This window comes from Peribacillus sp. TE19612, from assembly GCF_056279465.1.
The window spans coordinates 287,501-307,082 of sequence record NZ_JBWCCL010000002.1 but is presented as its reverse complement, the minus strand read 5'-3'; the positions used below and the strand labels follow the sequence as shown (position 1 = coordinate 307,082).

Here is a 19,582-nt window from a genome sequence, read left to right as displayed (position 1 = left end):
TCGTCAATTCTCGCTATTGTCCTGGTCCTTCGAGTACAGGACTTTTACAATATCTGAAAAAAGAGGCGTCATGCTGGAACTGTTTTCCTTCGTTTCAAAACTTACGGTAACAAGAGCATATTTGGGATCTTTATATGGAAAGTAGCCTGCAAACCATTTATTGAGCTCCCCTTTTTCGATATTGGTCTGAGCTGTCCCGGACTTGCCGGCGACTTCCACAGGCAAATCACTCAAGGAAGCGCCCGTCCCTTTCTCTTCCGTCACGACCTTCCTAAGAAGATGCTGCATCTTCATCGTTGTATATGGAGACAGTGTCTCGCCGCCAATACTTTGATTGGGAAAATCGACTACGGTCGTACTATTGTTAAATTCGACCTTAGAAACGGCTTTGACCTGTTCCTTCTTGCCGCCGCGGGCAATCGTGGCCATCATATTCGCGATCGCAAGCGGCGTCGTTTGGACATCCTGCTGGCCAATTGCCGTTTTGGCAACCATTTTAGGATCTTTTTTTAAATCGTCATCATGCCAGACCTTTCCTGTTTGCTCATGATGCAGCTGAGTGACTTCCGTGTGATATACGTCCCCTTGCCAGCCTGTTTCACCAACCAGCCCTAACATTTTTGCATATTTGTCCAAAAAGTCCGGATCCTTCTCGGCTATTTCCTGTGACAATTCGGCAAACGTCCTATTACAGCTTTGGGCAAAGCTATTTTCAAAATTAAGTACGCCCAGTTCCCTCTGTTTATCCGTTTTGCCGTCTATCGTCAAATTACAATTAAATGTCCGGGTGGGACTGGCCGCTTCATAATCGATGGCCGCTGCTGCCGTGACCGTTTTAAAGACGGAACCCGGCGTTTTTTGAGTCAGCATCATATTGACGGCCCCTTCGCCATTCGGATCTTTTATATTAAGCGCCGGACGTGATACCATGGCGACGATTTCACTTTTTTCGATATCGATCAGTACGAGACCGCCTTTTTTTATCCCGCGTTCATCGACTAGCTTCTCCGCTTTCTCCTGAATTTCTTTATCGATCGTCGTCATGACCTTCACCGGGTAAAGCGGATTTGCAGGTTCCACATATTTAACATCGACACCGAACATTGGTCCTCCGCTGGCGTCCACGTGAAAAACGAGCTTCGATTCCCCAGCGGAAAGCAAGAACTCATCGAAGGTCCTTTGCAGTCCCGTATTGCCTATTTTCGTTTCAGGAGATAAATTCATGTCCGGATAACGTTTTTTCTTTTCCGCATCAGATATGTTCGTCGTTCCGATCAATTGTGCTGCAGGCGTTTGATCATGATATAATTTCTCATTCACGGCAAAGACCCCGGGAATCTTCAATTCATTGATTGCCTTCGATTGGCTGGACGTCAACTCTATCGGTTCATCCCCGCCAAATACGAATGGTTCATCCGCTTCTTCTATCGCCCGTTTTAACTCCGCTTCCGATTTTCCTATTATCGAAGCCACTTCATCTATGGGCCATGTCATTTTTTTCAAAAATGGAAAAAGGACGAGTGTCGGGATTTCTTCATGTGCTAGCGGTTCTCCATTTCTGTCATAGAACTTTCCGCGTCCATCATCAATCTTTAATATCTGTGAACGTTGATTCACGCTTGCTTCCAACAGGTTCACATCATGCTTTGAAAAAGATTCTGTCGATACAAGTTGGATGTAGGCAAGCCTGCCTATGAGCATCAGCATGAAAGTGGTCAAAAAAAGAGCCAGCAACCTCATTCGTTTCTTTTTCATAAAATACACCTCGGTAACCATTGTTGACGAGGTGCGAATTTTTAAACAATTATGAACAAATTTAACGCGGCACTTTTCCATAAAAAAGAGGATGCCCCGATGGACATCCCCTTTTGCATTTTATTTAGTCGATGGATACAATCTTGACGCTCATTTCGCCGCCAGGTGTCATGATCGATACCTTGTCGCCGACCCTTTTCCCTATCAGGCTTTTCGCAATCGGGGAATCATTGGAGATTTTTCCTTCGAATGGGTCTGCTTCAACGCTTCCTACGATGGAATATGTTTCTTCATCACCATTTGGAAGTTCCACGAATGTTACCGATTTTCCAAGTGAAACTGTATCTGTATTCGAATCATTGCCTTCAATGATTTTTGCATTGCGGATCATGTTTTCGATTGTTGTAATACGTCCTTCAACGAAAGCCTGCTCTTCTTTTGCGGAATCGTATTCTGAGTTCTCGGAAAGGTCCCCAAAACTGCGGGCGATTTTGATTCTTTCCACCACTTCTTTACGTTTAACCGTTTTTAACTGTTCCAGTTCCTGTTCAAGCTTTAACTTACCTTCTTTAGTCATTGGATATTCTTTTTCGATTGCCAAAACCCTTCACTCCTTCAAATTCTTTACAGCAAGCATTCGCTGTGACAAGTTTATGTACTATATCGTGCTTAACCCTAAATCGAGTCAAAATATATAATTGCGCGACTTAAAAAGTCGCGCTTCGATACTAAGAAACAATCCGTTCCTTAGTATATAAACCGACTGCGGTGAGCAGCCGGTTCGTTCTGTATCAAGAATAGAGTATTGCGTTTTCCAACATTTGTCCAGTCTTTCCCATTAAATAAATGGGATTTTTAAATAAACGGAGGAAAATGGCACCTATCATTATTTATGCTATGTTATTACAAAAAAGACTTTTGTTCAAGGATTGTTTGAATTTTTGTCACCATAAGGTCAATCGCCACATGGTTCTGACCGCCTTCTGGTATGATGATGTCGGCATAACGCTTCGTCGGTTCTATGAACTGATTATGCATCGGACGGACTACACTGATGTATTGTTCGATGACGGAATCTATGGAACGGCCGCGTTCTTTAATATCACGGGCCATCCGGCGAAGGATCCGCAAGTCTGCGTCCGTATCGACATATAGCTTCATATCCATCAGGTCTCGGAGGCGCTCATCCTCCAGTACAAGAATCCCTTCAAGGATGATGACATCCTGGGGCTCAACTGTGATGACTTCTTCCGAACGCGTATGGATCGCATAATCATAAACGGGTTTTTCTATCGTTTCATAGCGCAGCAAAGCGTTAATGTGATCGATTAGCAAATCATTATCAAATGCAAGCGGATGATCATAGTTCGTTTTCAGGCGCTCTTCAAAAGGCAGATGACTTTGATCTTTATAGTAATAATCTTGTTCGATCATCAAGATGGAATGTCCTTGGAAGAATTCAAAAATGGAACGGGTAACACTTGTTTTACCTGAACCCGACCCTCCGGTAACTCCGATGACCACTGGTTTCTTTCTTGTCATATCAATTCTCCTTCCGCATCATATTGTTCACATAAACTCTATTATCTACTTGAATGCGGACAATTTGAAGCGGATGGCGGGCTGCCTCCAGCTCCTTACCTGACTCATCCCAGATCGTACCGATTTTTTGAGTGAAGTTTTCGATTTCCGGTCCAAAAAACTCTACTTCATCCCCAGGCTTGAAGAAATTACGTTGCTGCATGGTGACGATTTTAGTTTCCTCGTTGTAATCAAGCACCAATCCTGCGAAGTCGAAGCGAGTCTTTACGGTATGATTCCCGAACATTTGCTGTTTATACCCAGGAATTTCCCCTTCCATGAACGATGATGCCGTCTCACGGTTCGCACACTTATCAAGCTCTTCCAGCCATTCTTGTTTAATTTTGAAATTGTCAGGATCAGCACAATACGCATCAATCACTTTACGATACACGCTGACAACCGTTGCAATATAATGAATCGATTTCATTCTTCCTTCGACTTTTAAGCTGTCTATGCCAATTTCAATCATGCCAGGCAGTGATTCAATCAGTTTCAAGTCTTTTGGACTCATTGCGAATGGAGCATCTTCTTTATCGAATAAAGCCTTTTCCCCATCTTGATCCAACTCATATAAATCATAATCCCAACGGCAAGACTGACAGCAGCCGCCCCGGTTCGAATCACGAGCCGTCATATGGTTCGAAAGGGTGCAGCGTCCGGAATAGGCAATGCACATGGCCCCATGAACGAAAGCCTCGATTTCGATATCGACCTTCTCCTTCATTTCACGGATTTCATCAGCACTCGTCTCACGAGCCAAAACAACACGCTCCAAGCCTTCCTCTTTCCAATACTGAACAGCCTTCCAGTTCGATAGCGATTGCTGTGTGCTTAAATGGATCTCGACCTTCTGAGCGACCCTTTTACAGGTTTCGATGATTAATGGATCGGCGACGATGATACCATGAACCCCTGCTTCCTGAAGGCCTTCCAGGTATTCATCCAGACCATCGATATTTTCATTATGTGCGAAGATATTTGTAGTTACATATACTTTGGCACCATACTTATTAGCGAATTCGACGCCTTCCTTCATTTCCTCAAACGTGAAGTTACCGGCATTGGAACGAAGACCATATTCCTGACCGCCAATGAACACGGCATCCGCGCCGTAATGGACGGCAATTTTTAATTTTTCCAGGTTGCCGGCCGGAGCCAGCAATTCCGGTTTTTTTACAATGACTCTCTTTCCATCAACGATCTTGGAAATTTTATCAGCAATAGCATTCAAGGCTATTCCTCCTCTTTCTCTTACCCTTTTCTTTAATAAACTGATTCTTTAAAGAAGAACCCGGTATCCAGCTCACGGTTATCCGGCTGAACCGCTTTGACTTTTTCAAAAAGTTCCGATTTGATATCATCATAGCGGTCAGGGTCTTCAGCACATACGTCAATCGCTTCCCGATATAACTTTGTCATTTCAATGACATATTCCGGTGTTTGCAGTAACCCTTCGATTTTCAGTGAATCAATTTCCGCTTCAATCAATTCCTGAAGTTCATCAATCATGCACATATCATTCGGACTCATGATATGTGTACCATTTTCATCTTCATAAATCGGGTATTTATTTTCGCGTTCCTTATCATGCAAGAACATATTTCTTTGTTCCTTCCGATTTTCCACTTCCAATGCCTTGCCTTGGTATTCAAAGTAATTACCTAGGAGCGTACGCTTCGATTGGAACATGCATGTCATGCCATGCACTTGCACTTCAATCTCCACTTCGGCATTTTCCTTCATTTCCACGATCTCGTCCAGACTTATCTCACGAGCAGCAACGGCACGGACAGCACCGCGTTTTCCCCAGTAATTACATGTGTACCAGTTCGTTACCGTCATCTCTGTATTCCAGTGCAGGGGCATATCAGGTGCCACGGCACGGACAGCCATCAAGACTGCGGGATCACCGAAAATGATCCGGTCGGCACCAGCCTCTTTAAGGAATGTAACATACCCTTCAAGCTCGTCCACTTTTTCATTATGAAAAATGGCGTTCATGGATACGTACACTTTCTTGCCCGCAGCATGTGCAAGCTCAATCGCCTTCCCTACATCTTCACGATTGAACTCCCCTGCCAGCCTTAACGCATAACGTTGTTCGCCAATGACGAAGGCGTCAGCACCAGCATCGATGAGTTCTGTTATATGATCGACACTTGTCGGAGTCACGAGTAATTCAGGCTTTTTCATTTTTGTCACCTCTATGTTTACTAATGGCCACACCATCACCAATCGGCAAAATTACAGTATCGAAATGGGGATGATCATGTAACCAGATGTTAAAGTCTCTGATTTTTTTGATAAGAGCTCGCTTTCTTCTCGTCATTTCCATTTCTTCAATGTTTTCGGCAACCAAGCCTTTGAATAAAACATTGTCAGTAATGATAATGCCAGCATCAGCAAGGTATGGTTCAAACAGTTCAAAGAATCGCTTGTACTGCCCTTTAGCTGCATCAACGAAGATGATATCGAACGGGCCATGCTCCATCACTTTCGTTCCCGCTTCAAGGGCATCCCCTTCAATGAGGGTGATCCTTTCCGACAGTCCCGCCTTCTTGAAGTTAGCCCTTGCCTGCTCAATTCGGGCTTCATTCCGTTCAAGTGTGACGATTTCAGCTTCCGGAAGGGTCTCAGCCATCCTTATGGCCGAATAACCAATTGCCGAACCTACTTCCAATATCGCCTTTGGCTGATGAAGCCTTAAAATCTGAAGCAGCACTTCAATTCCTTCGGGCTCCATGATCGGCACATTATTTTCCATCGCAAAATCTTCCAACTCCTTAAGCAAACCCGTACGCTCCGGAATTAAGGAATGAAGATATTGTTCTATTTTTCCGTTCAAAACGTTTCCTCCATTTATAAGGAAAACAAAAGCGCTTGGTCAGTAACATGAAAAAAATTGATTGAACAATTTCTTCACAAGGAGCTGAAACAAGTATGCTTGACGATCTACATTTCCTTATCTTTCAAAATAAAACCCGGCATTCGCCGAGTTACGTCACCGATTAGAATCGGATCAAAAATTCACTTGTACTATTCTATCATAAAAACAAGGGGAAAGTAATATCTCTCCCCCCTCAGTGTCCTTGCATTTTTTTATTTATTTATTGGAAATATGCTCTGCCTTTTTGTTATTGTGGTCATCCAAGGTCTTGGAGTAAAGGACTTCGCCTTCAGGTGTTGCCAAAAAGTACAGGTAATCCGTTTTCTCAGGTTTCAATACCGCATCGATCGATGTCGTTCCAGCATTTGCAATCGGCCCTGGCGGCAGCCCCTTGTTCTTATACGTATTATAAGGGGATTTCACCTCAAGGTCCTTATAATACACCCTGCTCTTATGTGAACCCTTCGCATACAAAACGGTCGGATCCGTTTGAAGCGGCATATCTTCCTCAATACGATTGTAAAAGACGGAAGCTATCTTTCCGCGATCGACTTGTGCCGTCGCCTCTTCTTCGACAAGCGAAGCGAAGGTCAGCATCTCGTGTACGGAATAATCGTTCTTGTCCATTTGGCCCTCGTAAGCCTGCAATGTCTCTTCGGTTTTCTTCAGCATCTCGATGACGATTGATTCCAGGGTCGGCTTTTCCTCATAAAAATCATAAGTAGCTGGGAAAAGGTACCCTTCAAGCGGATATAAAACCTTTTCATTTTCAATTTCCGAGGTCAATAGCTGCGGAAATTGCTCTTGCATGGAATTAACGAACTTCTTATCATTCAATTTCTTGAAGACCTTTTTCGGATCTTCACCCGTCTTCCCCGCGATGATATCGGCAATTTGGATTAGCTGCTTCCCTTCAGGAATCGTTATCTTCATTGCCGCTTCCTTCATGAGTTTTCCGGTTTTGATGCTTGTGACAATATCCTCAATCGGCATCGAAGGTGATAATTTATACTCCCCTGCCTGAAAACCGGATTCATTGCGGAATTTAATATAATATTTGAATACGCGTGCGTCCTTGATTATTCCCTGCTCTTCAAGCAGAGTTGAAATTCCGTTAACGGATGAACCGATCGGGATTTTCACTTTCTTGATGGTGTCATCATCCGGATCGACTGGTTTCATGGCTGAGTTGATATATAAAAAGCCCACAAGACCAACTATCCCAATTAGTAAAATAAGCGAAGCGATCGTAATCATGATGATTTTACGAACCAGCTTGGCTTCTCCTTGCTGTTCTAACAATTTCATTCGGATATGTTCCTTTTTAGATAGATTTTTATCTTTTTCATCCATGTTCATTCCCCCTGCAAACTCACACCAACTACAGAATGGTTTCTAGATGATGCTTTTTCTCTAATTAATCTTTGCTTCGAACATTATACTAAAATCAACAAATAATTACATGTTTTTTGTAAAACTACATTCATCAATACTCTATTTATGGCAAAAACGCACTAGTTTTGTCAATATACAGGTATTATTTAATAGGAAAATAGTGATATCTTTGTCTAAAGTTTTCTTGAGGGTATATTGATTTCCGCTTCAGGCACTCCCTTTGATGCGTTTTTCCCGCAGGAGTCTCTCACATTACTCTCCAATCAACTTTGTATAAAAAAATTCAGATTGTAACCCTTTTGTCTAATAAAGTCGTTCGGAATGCTCACAACCGAACCATGAAATGTTATTTGGTTGTGGATTTGATTTCCACTCCAGGTACTCACTTTCCGCGGGCGGTCCGCCCTCGGCTTCCGCCTGCGGGGTCTCCTTAGACACGCTTTTCCCGCAGGAGTCTCGACCTTCCGTTCCAATAAAATTTTTATAAAAAATTCAGATTGTAACCCTCTTGTCTAAAAAAGTGGCTCGGCATGTTCAAACCCTGAACCATGAAATATTATTTGGTGGTGGACTTACATTCCACTCCAGGTACTCACTTTCCGCGGGCGGTCTCGGGAGCCTCCTCGGCTTCCGCCTGCGGGGTCTCCTTAGACACGCTTTTCCCGCAGGTGTCTCGCACACCCGCTCCAATCAACTTTGTTTTAATTATACTCAGCTTAAAATGTTTCCTGCATATGTTGGCATTTTAGGGAATTACAGAAATATTCATATAGGAATGCCATAATAATTTGAGGAAAAGGAAAGGTGTGAAGGAGTTGGATCAGTCTTATTTTGTAGGTTGGGGGACATTGGCACTCATAAACGCCGGACTTGCTCAAGGAAAAAATAGAACGGCGCTGAACTGGTTCTTGCTATCATTATTTTTGGGCCCGTTCGCTACTTTTATGCTTTTATTAGCAAAGAAAAGATAAGGGGTTACTGGTACATAAATGAAAAAACCCACCTTCATGTCTACAGTTTTTTACGGGTTTTTACAATTCGAACGTTGATTTCCACTCCAGATACTCGCTTTCCGCGGGCGGTCTCGGGAGCCTCCTCGACTTCCGCCTGCGGGATCTCCTTAGACACGCTTTACCTGCAGGAGTCTCGCACACCCGCTCCAATCAATTTTGTTATTAAATTTTAGATTGAGTCTCTTTTCAAAAAAAAAACCGACCTCTAGGGGCCGGTTTTTTTCTTTTATTCTTCTTCAGCTTCTTCTTGGTCAAGGAATGTATTTAACATTTCTTCGACAAGATCCCACTCTTCTTCTGTTTCGATCGGTGTAAGTTCACCATCTTTATTATCTTCGCTCGGTACGAATGATGAAGCGTGGATTTCAATTTCTTCCTCTTCATCTTCTGCAGACATCGGATAGTAAAGTACATAAGATTTGTTGAATTTATCTGAGTCGAATGTGAAAAGGATTTCGCAAAGCTGCTCGTTTCCGTTTTCATCTACTACTGTAATGTTGTTTTCGCCGTGTTCCATTTGTATTCACCTCATATTGAATTTGTTTGTCTGTCCAAGAATCCTTGCAGAATCATGACAGCTGCCATTTTATCAATGACTTTCTTGCGTTTGCTTCGGCTCACGTCCGCCTCAAGAAGGACACGTTCAGCCGCCATAGTTGTCAACCGTTCATCCCAGAGAAACACCGGCAGCTTGAATTTGTTTTCTAATCGTTTAGCGAAATCTTGGCTGATCTCGCCTCGCGGTCCAACAGTCCCATTCATGTTTTTAGGTAAACCGAGGACAATTTTAGAAACATCATGCTCTTTTATAATTTCATTGAGGCGTTTAAAGCCGAAGTCATTTCCAGCTTCGTTAATTTTGATCGTTTCCAATCCTTGTGCAGTCCAGCCCATCGCGTCACTCAGGGCGACGCCGATGGTTTTTGAACCTAAATCAAGTCCCATTGTGCGCATTAGTATTCCTCTCGATGGTTCTTAAGATACGATTTAACCAATTCTTCGATGATTTCATCGCGTTCAAGCTTACGAATAATGTTTCGAGCATCCATATGGCGCGGGATGTAGGCCGGGTCACCAGATAATAGATAACCGACAATCTGGTTTATCGGGTTATAACCTTTTTCCTGAAGTGCAACATACACTTGAGACAATACTTCTTGTACATCTCTTTCGAATGGTTCTTCGGGAAAATTAAATTTCATCGTTTTATCAAAGGAACTCATTAACATGCACCTCTCCTCAGCGTCCAAATCCACTATTACCTACATTGTACAACACTTTCCATTGATTATGAAATCGATAAGACCCATTCTTCAACAAAATTAAGTGCTGCATCCAATTTTTCAGGGTCTTTTCCGCCGGCTTGGGCCATATCTGGACGTCCGCCACCGCCACCGCCGCAACGGGAAGCAACTTCTTTGACCAATTTACCAGCATGGAAACCGCGGTCGATGTAATCCTTGGTCACCCCGGCAATCAAATTGACTTTATCGCCTTGGGCAGAACCTAATACGATAATGACAGAATCGAGCTTTTGTTTCAAATCATCCGCCATGGCACGCAGATTATTCATGTCGGTAGCTTGAACCTTCGCCACCAATACTTGAACACCATTTACGTCTTTTACGTTAGAAACAAGGCTGCTTGCTTCAATATTACTTAATTTTGCAGTAAGGCTTTCATTTTCACGATGAAGATCCTTCACTTCAGCCAGTACCGTTTCAATTCTTGAAGGTACGTCTTTCAAGTTCGTTTTCAATTTAGCAGCCGCATCTTTCAGGACACCGATTTGATCGGTCATCAATTTGTACGCCCCGGCACCCGTTACCGCTTCTATACGGCGAGTCCCTGCACCGATGCCGCTTTCGGAAACGATTTTGAATAAGCCGATCACCGCTGTATTCGGAACGTGGACACCGCCGCAAAGTTCCAAGCTGTAATCGCCTATTTGAACGACACGTACAATCTTGCCGTATTTTTCGCCGAACAAGGCCATTGCGCCCATAGCCTTGGCTTCTTCGATGTTTTTATAGTCCGTATTCACTTGTAAGCTTTGCCAAATCTTTTCATTTACAATCGTTTCGATTTGTTCAATCTCTTCCGCCGTTATCTGGCCAAAATGAGAGAAATCGAAGCGAAGGCGCTCAGCCTGTACGAGTGAACCCGCTTGGTTGACATGTGTACCAAGCACATCTTTCAACGCCTGATGCAGAAGGTGCGTCGCTGTATGGTTTTTCGTGATATGGATGCGATTTTCTTGATTTACCGCAGCAACGATATTGGAATCTGCTGTTAATGTGCCGGCAGTAACTGTTACACGGTGCAGATTTTGGCCATTAGGAGCTTTTTGGACATCAAGGACATCAACCTTAACGGATTCACTGGCCATCGTTCCTATATCGGCTATTTGTCCGCCGCTTTCCGCGTAGAAAGGAGTCTTGTCCAATATCACTTGAACTTCTTCTCCTTCTTGTGCCTCCGTTACAAGCTCGCCATTTTGTATGATGGCAGCAACTTTGGCTTCAACAGCAACTTGATCATATCCGACAAATTCACTTTCAACTTTAATATCGCCCAATACCCCGCCTTGAATTTGCATGGAATCAACATCTTGACGCGCTGAACGGGCACGTTCACGCTGAGCATCCATCTCTTTTTCAAATCCAGCTTGATCGACCGTCATGCCTTCTTCTTCTGCATATTCTTCCGTTAACTCAATCGGGAAACCATATGTGTCATATAAACGGAATGCATCGCTGCCTGGAATGGTCGTATTGCCTTTTTCCTTTTCCTTTTTAATGACCTCAGAAAGGATGGACAGTCCATCATTCAGGGTTTCATGGAAGCGTTCCTCTTCATTTTTGATTACTTTTGCAATGAATTCTTTATTCTTGAGGACTTCAGGGTAGAAGTCTTTCATGATTTCACCGACGACCGTCACTAGCTCGAACATGAATGGTCGGTTGATGTTGATTTGCTTAGCATATCGAACCGCTCTGCGAAGTAAACGGCGCAATACATAACCGCGGCCTTCGTTAGATGGAAGAGCCCCGTCACCTACTGCAAAGGCTACCGTACGAATGTGGTCGGCAATGACTTTGAATGCCACATCCTTTTCTGTATCAACACCATATTTCACATCGGATATCTCTTCGACTGCGCGGATGATTGGCATGAATAAATCTGTATCATAGTTCGTCGCCACATCTTGAACGACGGAAGCCATACGTTCAAGGCCCATCCCTGTATCGATATTTTTCTTTGGAAGCGGTGTATAAGAACCGTCCGGATTATGGTTGAATTGAGAAAATACAAGATTCCATACTTCCAGATGACGTTCATTTTCCCCGCCTGGATATAGTTCCGGATCATTCGGATCATCGCCATATGCTGGTCCGCGATCATAGAAAATCTCCGTATTCGGACCGCTTGGACCTTCCCCGATATCCCAGAAGTTTTCTTCCAGGCGAATGATCCTTTCAGCAGGAACACCGATTTTCTTATTCCAAAGTTCGAATGCTTCATCATCTTCAGGATGGATCGTCACAGCCAATTTATCTTTGTCGAACCCAATCCATTTTTCATCGGTCAAAAATTCCCATGCCCATGTGATGGCTTCTTCTTTGAAATATTCACCAATGGAGAAGTTTCCGAGCATTTCGAAAAACGTATGATGACGTGCCGTTTTCCCCACGTTTTCAATATCGTTTGTACGGATCGCCTTTTGAGCATTCGTAATCCTTGGATTTTCAGGAATCACCCGTCCATCAAAATATTTCTTTAACGTCGCCACCCCGGAATTGATCCAAAGCAATGATGGATCTTCATGAGGAACCAATGACGCACTTGGTTCGATGTTATGTCCTTTTTCACTAAAAAAGTCTAAATACATTTGGCGGATTTGAGCACCAGTTAAATACTTCATATATATATCCTCCTTTTAAAAATTATGTAATTTTGAGCACACAAAAAACCCCCATCCCAAAAACAGGGACGAGAGTTGACTCGCGGTACCACCCTGATTATGGACGCAGGAATTCATCCCAGGCCCATCACCTTCATAAAAGCCTTAACGCGGCGTGACGGCAGGTATTAGCTGCTCTCAGGACTAGCTTTCTGCTGCTCTTCACCTGGCAGTCCCTTTCAGCCTGGGGGACCCCTCTCTTTAGATGGACTTCAGCATACTTCATCCTTCAACGAATTATCTTATGTTATGGATTATATTCACAAGACTTTTATTTGTCAATAAGGGGCGGCTTCTTTCTAAAGTGAACGCGGGCATGAAGTACAAAAACTTTCAACACAGCCAAGATGGGAATCGAAAGGACCATGCCGACGATACCGCCTATTTCGCCTCCGGCCAATAATGCAAGCATGATGAACAGCGGATGCATATGAAGGCTTTTACCGACTATTAGCGGCGACAGGATATTTCCCTCAAGAAATTGAAGGACAAGCACGATGACCGCGATGATCAACACCATTTTAACTGACATTGTCGCGGCGATGACCACCGCAGGAATGGCCCCAATAATCGGTCCGAAATACGGAATGACATTCGTTATCCCGATTATCGCCCCCAAAAGAAGCGGATATTTCATTCCGGCTATCCAGAAGAGCAGCGAGGAAATCAAACCGATCACGACACAGACGATGATTTGTCCGCGGATATAGCCGCCAAGCGATGCATCGACGTCACGAACGAATGCCCGTCCCTGATTGCGCCATTTTTTCGGGGTCATATACCATGCCATTTTTTTTAAAACGGTGAAATCTTTGAGGATATAAAAAGCAATGAATGGAATCAACGCAATCAGGACGATGAAATCAATCATCTTCATTGCATACTCCATCGCCTTTTCAGGTATACGCTTCAGCCACCCTTCGAAAAGGGTGATACCCTCTTCGAATCTTTCATGAATTCCGAACGGCCAGGCCGCCGTTTGATGATTGAGCTTATCAATCCTGCCCCGGTACTGTTCAACCAGTTCCGGCACGCTTTCCGACAGCTCGCGAACCTGACTGACCATCACTGGAATCCCTTTATAAACGGCAAAACCGATCCCCCCGAAAAACAACAAATAGATGATCGTGATCGAAAGCCAGCGACGCATCCCTTTCTCATTTAAATATTCCACAACAGGGTGCAGCAAGTAACTGATGAACGCACCGATCAAAAAGGGCAGCAGCACCGTCACACATACAGAAACGGCAGGTCCCCACATGGGCTTAAGTTTCATAAAAATATAGATGACGAAAAATAAGAGCAATAAAAAACCCAGGCGATAAAACCACTTTAGCCGAATACTCACAATAAACACCCCCCGCTCATTTATTCTTCGAAAGGCGGAAGGTTTTCATACATAAAAAAGAGTGCCCTCATTATCAGGACACCCATTCCTGCTATAATAATGACTTTAATCTTTTGCGTATTTTCTTCATGTTCCGTTTAATCATCTTCGAGTTCATCAAGTCCGAACCCATATTCATTAGAGTATTGCGTGAACGTCTAGCCATTGAAAACACCTCTTCCGTTATTTACATACCGAAGCGGCGGTCATTTTCCTCAAACAAATCGTCCAATGAGCTTAAACTTCCATCTTCCTCGACTTGGTGCGTATTGATGAGCCCTTCGGACAGAGTCATTTCAATAAAGCAATTCCAACAATAATATTGATTTACGCCAATCTTCCCAACATCTTTACTGCGGCAATTCGGACATTTAATTTCCAAAATGGACACCTCACTGTTCATAAACTGAAACTATGATGGTGTCCTTCCCTAATGCAGGCGGCTGTTTTGATTCTATCACTGTCGACTCCGAGAAAAACCCATCCGTTGTTTCATACGCTATAATCGTGCCCATTTTTTCCTTGAAATATACATCCTGCAGTAAACCAAGTTCTTCGCCCATTTCAGAAAACAGCATGCGTCCCAATAATTCGTCCTTCGATAGGCAAATGGAATCCGCAGGCACTTTCCTTAAGGTTGAATCTTGCTGGCTGATGACGATCCCATCTGGACCGAATGAAGAAATATCGTCAAGTTTTAAATGAAAAGCTCTTTTGAACAATGCTTGCTGATGAACGACCAACCCCGTTACCTGTCCCATTTCAGAAATTGATAAATCGTGGACCGTGCCGATTCTATCTCCTTTGATTGTAAAAACCGGCATTCCTTTCAATAAAGAAAACGTCCGCAAGGTCATCCCGCCTTTCCGAACATTTTTATTATCTCTTTACTACTGAAAATAGATGTGCTGAAAGGTTTTCCATTGTTGGTTCAACACATGGGCCATACATAAAAAAAAGACCGGTTTCCCGGTCAGATCCACCTGTTTTCACCAGCCCCTGCTGGCACCTCCGCCACCGGAACTTCCTCCGCCGCCGCCCCGTGGACCGCCGCTCCCGCCACCACGGCCGCCGCCTCCGCGACTTATGAATATCAAAAGGATATTGATTAGCGTTTGAAGGAAAAACCCTTTAAAGAACTTGGCATCGAGGATGAATACGATGATGACGACGATGATAATGAGGAAAATCTGTAAACCTGATGGCTGAAAGGTTTCTGACTCGGGCTGAACGGAGAGATCTTGATAAAACTCGTCACCTAGGTTGTATTCTTTCGTGACGTCGTTATATACAGCCTTATAGGTCTCCGTCAGGGCAACATCATATTTACCATCTTTCAGCGCGGGGATAGCCACATCATCCAAAATCTGTCCAGATTTTATATCGGTAATGGCCCCTTCCAAACCGTAGCCCACTTCAATTCGGATTTTCTGTTCTTCCATGGCCAGCACGATGAGGACTCCATTGTTCAGCTCGGCATCACCAAGCTTGAATGATCTCAATGCTTCGACCGAGTACTCCTCGATCTCGGATCCTTCCATCGAATCAACCGTCAAAACGGAAATTTGTGCTTTTGTGGCATCATCCAGTCGTTTCCCAAGTTCGATGAGTTCGGATTTTTCCTGATCATCCAGGACTCCGGCGAAGTCCTGAACATATATATCCCCAACTGGTTCAGGAATGTTAGGTTGTGCTGCGGCCACGTTTGCTAAACTGAACGTAAGAATGAAGAATAGCGCAAACACAGCGAGTTTTTTCATTATTTATCGCTCCCGAAATCAACCTTTGGCGTTTCTTTTTCTTGATCGGTCACTTCAAAATATGGTTTGGCATCGAACCCGAACGCTCCTGCCATCATATTCTTCGGAAAGCGTTTAATCATCTTATTATAGTTGGTAACTTCATCATTATAGTCTTTTCGTGCTACCGTCAGCCGATTTTCCGTTCCTTCCAAACTATCCATGAGACCCTTAAAGTTCTCATTGGCCTTTAAGTCCGGATAGTTCTCGACAACAACCAAAAGACGGCTCAAGGCCCCGCTCAATTCTTGATCGGCTTCAATCGCATCTTCGGTCGAATTGGCACCTGCCAGCTTCGAGCGTGCATCACTCACCGCTTTAATGGCTTCCGTTTCATGCGAGGCATACCCCTTCACCGTTTCGACAAGGTTCGGAATCAAATCCGCTCTTCGTTTTAATTGGTTATCCACCTGTGACCATTTATTATCGACGTCTTCACTGGCACTTACAAGTCCGTTGTAGGAAGATGCGCCATAAATGACCAGTAGAACGACAACGACTATCCCGATTATCCAACCTTTTTTCATCAAATCCCCCCCTGCTCACATATAAGTTATATCCTTATTAGTTCCACCAAAACCATGAATTTTAAACAAAATTAATCAAAAAGAATCTACATAAAATCATATGGCGTGACATTCTCCATCCCGATCATCGGGTCGGCATGCATAAGAATATCAAGATAACTTGCTTCTTGATGCACCTCTCCCTTTTCAACCGGCATTTCTTCTTCACTCAAGATCTCTCGCAGCTTTTCACGCAAAGTCGTTTTCCGGCGCATCTCATCATTACGCTCGATCCCTAAACGGAATGCATCTTCTTCACCACATAGGATCAAGAAATTTTTACTGCGGGTAATTGCCGTATACAATAAATTACGGCGGAGCATCCGGTAATAACTTTTCACTACAGGTAAAATGACGATGGGGAATTCGCTTCCCTGCGACTTATGGATGGAGCAGCAATAGGCATGTGTGATCTGGTTCAAATCCTGTTTCGTGTAAGTCACTTCGATGCCTTCGAACGATATGATCACTTTATCGACAGAATCGGTATTTTCTTTAGCGAACAATATGGACACGATTTCCCCCATATCGCCATTAAAGACACCCTCCTCTGGCTGATTCACCAGTTGAAGCACCTTATCCCCGGTTCTATATATCACATCTCCGAATTTTATTTCCCGCCGCTTTTCATTCGCATTGCTATTGAACACTTCCTGAAGCATTTTATTCAGTGCATCAATTCCGGCAGGCCCTCTATACATGGGGGCCAGCACCTGTATATCTTTGGCCGTGAAACCTTTCGTCTTGGCATTGGCAACCACTTTCTCGATTACTTGGGGGATTTGATTGGTTTGGCAGCGAATGAACGATCGATCTTCTTGCTGTTTCGTGACATCATCCGGGAGCCTTCCTTTTTTGATTTCATGGGCCAATTCAATGATCGATGAGCCATCAGCTTGACGATATATATGTTCGAGACTGACAGTCGGGACACAATTCGATGCAAGTAAATCCTTTAAAACCTGCCCAGGGCCAACAGATGGCAGCTGATCTTCATCACCAACCAATATCACTTGGACATTTTCCGGCAGAGCTTTAAACAATTGATGGGCCAGCCACGTATCCACCATCGAAACCTCATCGATGATCACGATACGGCCATCCAGCTGATTATCCTCATCATGGGAAAAGCCTTCACTCCCGTTCCACCCCAGCAAACGGTGGATCGTGACTGCGGGGAGCCCCGTCGACTCGGCCATGCGTTTCGCTGCACGGCCAGTAGGAGCCGCAAGTACGAATGGAAACGGATCGCTTCCTTCTTTTTTATAATCGTTAATGTCCATGGATACACCATGCAGCTCTGCATATAGCTCAACGATGCCTTTGATGACTGTCGTCTTACCGGTACCCGGTCCCCCCGTCAAGATTAACATCGGTGATTGCAGGGCTGTCTGGATCGCTTCCTTTTGGGCCGGGGCATAGGAAACATCTAGCCGCTCTTCCAGCTCCCCAAGTGCCAGCAAGAACTCCGATTCGGGGAACTGGTCCTCATACTCGGTTTGAGCAAGCAGCCGCTTGATGTTCATCACGATTCCCTTTTCCGAATAGAAAAGCGAAGGCGGATAAATTCGTTGATCCTCGACAACTATTTTCCCCTCTTGCGTCAATTCGATTATTTCCGAGGAAATGTTGGTGAACTCAATGCGATCACGTTTATTTTCCTCCAGCAGCCGTTTGACCGCTTCCAAAAGCTGCTCGGCTTCTATGTAGATATTTCCGTCCTGGAGGCATTGGGATTCAAGCGTATACAAGCACGCAGCCTTGATTCGGTCGGGGTGGCTGCCGGAAATGCCCAGCTGATGCCCAAGCTCATCCGCCCGTCCAAACCCAATCCCTTCAATATCCTCTACGAGCTTATACGGATTTCCCTGAACCATCGTGATCGTATCCTGCTTATACATTTGATAGATTTTCATCGACAGCTGCGGACCGAAGCCATATTGATTCAGGGCGATCATCACCTGCTCCAGACCTTGATGCTCGACTAATGTATCATAGAGGCCTTTTGCCTTTTCCCCTGATAGCTTCGGGATATCATCAAGCAGCGAAGGCTGAGCCAGAATTTTTGAAATGGCCTTTTCACCCAGTGTCTCAACAATGCTTTCGGCTGTTTTTTTCCCAATGCCCTTGAAAAGGTCACCTGATAAATAACTGACGATGCCTTCCTTGGATTGAGGCAGATCCTTGCGAAAATGCTCTACATGAAATTGAAGGCCAAAACGCGGATGTTCCTTCATGGCCCCATAAAAAATATAGATCTCATCTTCATGCATCCTTGGAAAATAACCTGTTACGACCGCTTCCTTCTCTTCATAATTCAGATTCGTTTCATGCACACGAATTCTCACAACCGAGTACATATTTTCTTCATTATGAAAGATCGTCACTAAATGACTGCCTTTCATGAACATTTTCTCTTCTGAAAACAAATCCAACGAATCTTGCTGGCTCAACTCTTCTCCCCACCTTTCCATGCATATGCTTTTTATTTACTCAGCATTCATTTCTTCCAACAGTTTCTTACCGTGCGCAGCAAGCATATGGTCAGGCTGTGCTTCCAGAGCCTTATCAAAATAATCCATTGCGGCTTTCGCATCCTCACGATACCCTGCAAACGCAACACCTAAATTATAATAAGCATCCGCATGGCCCGGATCCTGTTCCACAACTTTATTCAGTTGATTGATCAATTCATCATACAATTCCGCATTAGCAAGACATAACGCATATTGGAATCTCGCATCAACATCCTCAGGGCTCAGCTCCACCGTTCTCTGCAGATAAGGCATCGCCAATTTCGGTTGATCCAAGGCCATCAATGTCAATCCAAGCATGAAGTAAGCATCGCTGTTATCCAGTCCCAGACGGATGGCCTTTTCAAACATATCCTTCGCTTCGACCAGTTTAGAATCGGATTCATAATATAAGTTTCCTAATGAATAGTACGCCGCTGCTGCATTTTCATCCAGCTCGATCGCCTTTTTGTAAAACTTGACCGCTTTATCCGTTTCACCAACGGCAGTCAATACATTCCCAAAGTTTATGTAAGCAACAGGCTCATTCGGATTTTCCTCGATCGCCTCATTAAAAACTTTCGCCGCTTCTTCGTATTTCCCTTGCTGCATAAATTCAATACCTTGTTGATTCTTATCCATATCCATTCACACTCCATTTTTATATTAAAAAGTATAGCATAAGCCAGTGGTCGAATTCAGGCGGTCACCCGCAATCC

18 protein-coding genes are annotated in these 19,582 nt (G+C 44.0%); all 18 read right to left on the bottom strand.

Annotated elements, in window-relative coordinates; all coding sequences use genetic code 11:
• Positions 1 to 3: 3 nt before the first annotated feature.
• Positions 4 to 1,755, bottom strand: coding sequence for a peptidoglycan D,D-transpeptidase FtsI family protein (locus ACZ9AO_RS04745; RefSeq protein WP_251539655.1), 1,752 nt, complete (start codon positions 1,753 to 1,755; stop codon positions 4 to 6).
• Between the two features lie 124 nt (positions 1,756 to 1,879).
• Positions 1,880 to 2,356 (bottom strand): transcription elongation factor GreA, encoded by a 477-nt coding sequence (greA, locus tag ACZ9AO_RS04740; RefSeq protein WP_034308617.1) that lies wholly within the window; start codon positions 2,354 to 2,356, stop codon positions 1,880 to 1,882.
• A gap of 302 nt (positions 2,357 to 2,658) precedes the next feature.
• Positions 2,659 to 3,297 carry a uridine kinase gene (udk, locus tag ACZ9AO_RS04735; RefSeq protein ID WP_251539656.1) on the bottom strand — a complete coding sequence of 213 codons (639 nt, stop codon included), beginning with the start codon at positions 3,295 to 3,297 and terminating at the stop codon, positions 2,659 to 2,661.
• Position 3,298: 1 nt separating this feature from the next.
• The gene (locus ACZ9AO_RS04730; RefSeq protein WP_476108578.1) at positions 3,299 to 4,570 is read right to left on the bottom strand and encodes a peptidase U32 family protein; all 1,272 of its coding nucleotides are present in this window, start codon (positions 4,568 to 4,570) and stop codon (positions 3,299 to 3,301) included.
• Positions 4,571 to 4,602: 32 nt separating this feature from the next.
• Positions 4,603 to 5,532, bottom strand: coding sequence for a peptidase U32 family protein (locus ACZ9AO_RS04725; RefSeq protein ID WP_251539658.1), 930 nt, complete (start codon positions 5,530 to 5,532; stop codon positions 4,603 to 4,605).
• Positions 5,519 to 6,184: an O-methyltransferase gene (locus ACZ9AO_RS04720; RefSeq protein WP_476108577.1), complete on the bottom strand. Its 666-nt coding sequence runs from the start codon at positions 6,182 to 6,184 to the stop codon at positions 5,519 to 5,521. Before ACZ9AO_RS04720 ends, ACZ9AO_RS04725 begins: the two co-directional genes overlap by 14 nt.
• A gap of 258 nt (positions 6,185 to 6,442) precedes the next feature.
• Entirely contained in the window at positions 6,443 to 7,579 is a 1,137-nt protein-coding gene (gene mltG, locus ACZ9AO_RS04715) for an endolytic transglycosylase MltG (RefSeq protein ID WP_370021597.1), read from the bottom strand.
• Positions 7,580 to 8,860: 1,281 nt separating this feature from the next.
• Positions 8,861 to 9,151, bottom strand: coding sequence for a DUF1292 domain-containing protein (locus tag ACZ9AO_RS04710; protein ID WP_034308630.1), 291 nt, complete (start codon positions 9,149 to 9,151; stop codon positions 8,861 to 8,863).
• Between the two features lie 11 nt (positions 9,152 to 9,162).
• Positions 9,163 to 9,588, bottom strand: coding sequence for a Holliday junction resolvase RuvX (gene ruvX / locus ACZ9AO_RS04705; protein ID WP_034308633.1), 426 nt, complete (start codon positions 9,586 to 9,588; stop codon positions 9,163 to 9,165).
• The gene (locus ACZ9AO_RS04700; RefSeq protein WP_034311358.1) at positions 9,588 to 9,857 is read right to left on the bottom strand and encodes an IreB family regulatory phosphoprotein; all 270 of its coding nucleotides are present in this window, start codon (positions 9,855 to 9,857) and stop codon (positions 9,588 to 9,590) included. Before ACZ9AO_RS04700 ends, ruvX begins: the two co-directional genes overlap by 1 nt.
• A 65-nt stretch (positions 9,858 to 9,922) precedes the next feature.
• Positions 9,923 to 12,559 (bottom strand): alanine--tRNA ligase, encoded by a 2,637-nt coding sequence (alaS, locus tag ACZ9AO_RS04695; protein ID WP_063594208.1) that lies wholly within the window; start codon positions 12,557 to 12,559, stop codon positions 9,923 to 9,925.
• Positions 12,560 to 12,869: 310 nt separating this feature from the next.
• Positions 12,870 to 13,946: an AI-2E family transporter gene (locus ACZ9AO_RS04690; RefSeq protein WP_476108576.1), complete on the bottom strand. Its 1,077-nt coding sequence runs from the start codon at positions 13,944 to 13,946 to the stop codon at positions 12,870 to 12,872.
• 226 nt (positions 13,947 to 14,172) lie between these two features.
• The gene (locus tag ACZ9AO_RS04685; RefSeq protein ID WP_034311361.1) at positions 14,173 to 14,388 is read right to left on the bottom strand and encodes a hypothetical protein; all 216 of its coding nucleotides are present in this window, start codon (positions 14,386 to 14,388) and stop codon (positions 14,173 to 14,175) included.
• A complete protein-coding gene (locus ACZ9AO_RS04680) occupies positions 14,378 to 14,836 on the bottom strand; it encodes a PRC-barrel domain-containing protein (protein WP_063594210.1) in 459 nt (152 codons plus the stop codon). The genes ACZ9AO_RS04685 and ACZ9AO_RS04680 overlap by 11 nt, the downstream gene beginning before the upstream one ends.
• 138 nt (positions 14,837 to 14,974) lie before the next feature.
• Positions 14,975 to 15,745: a TPM domain-containing protein gene (locus tag ACZ9AO_RS04675; protein ID WP_476108575.1), complete on the bottom strand. Its 771-nt coding sequence runs from the start codon at positions 15,743 to 15,745 to the stop codon at positions 14,975 to 14,977.
• Positions 15,745 to 16,314: a LemA family protein gene (locus ACZ9AO_RS04670; RefSeq protein ID WP_372464783.1), complete on the bottom strand. Its 570-nt coding sequence runs from the start codon at positions 16,312 to 16,314 to the stop codon at positions 15,745 to 15,747. Before ACZ9AO_RS04670 ends, ACZ9AO_RS04675 begins: the two co-directional genes overlap by 1 nt.
• Positions 16,315 to 16,397: 83 nt before the next feature.
• Positions 16,398 to 18,803, bottom strand: a complete 2,406-nt coding sequence (recD2, locus tag ACZ9AO_RS04665) for an SF1B family DNA helicase RecD2 (protein WP_476108574.1) — start codon at positions 18,801 to 18,803, stop codon at positions 16,398 to 16,400.
• Between the two features lie 36 nt (positions 18,804 to 18,839).
• Positions 18,840 to 19,505: a tetratricopeptide repeat protein gene (locus tag ACZ9AO_RS04660; RefSeq protein WP_340876958.1), complete on the bottom strand. Its 666-nt coding sequence runs from the start codon at positions 19,503 to 19,505 to the stop codon at positions 18,840 to 18,842.
• Positions 19,506 to 19,582: the final 77 nt, after the last annotated feature.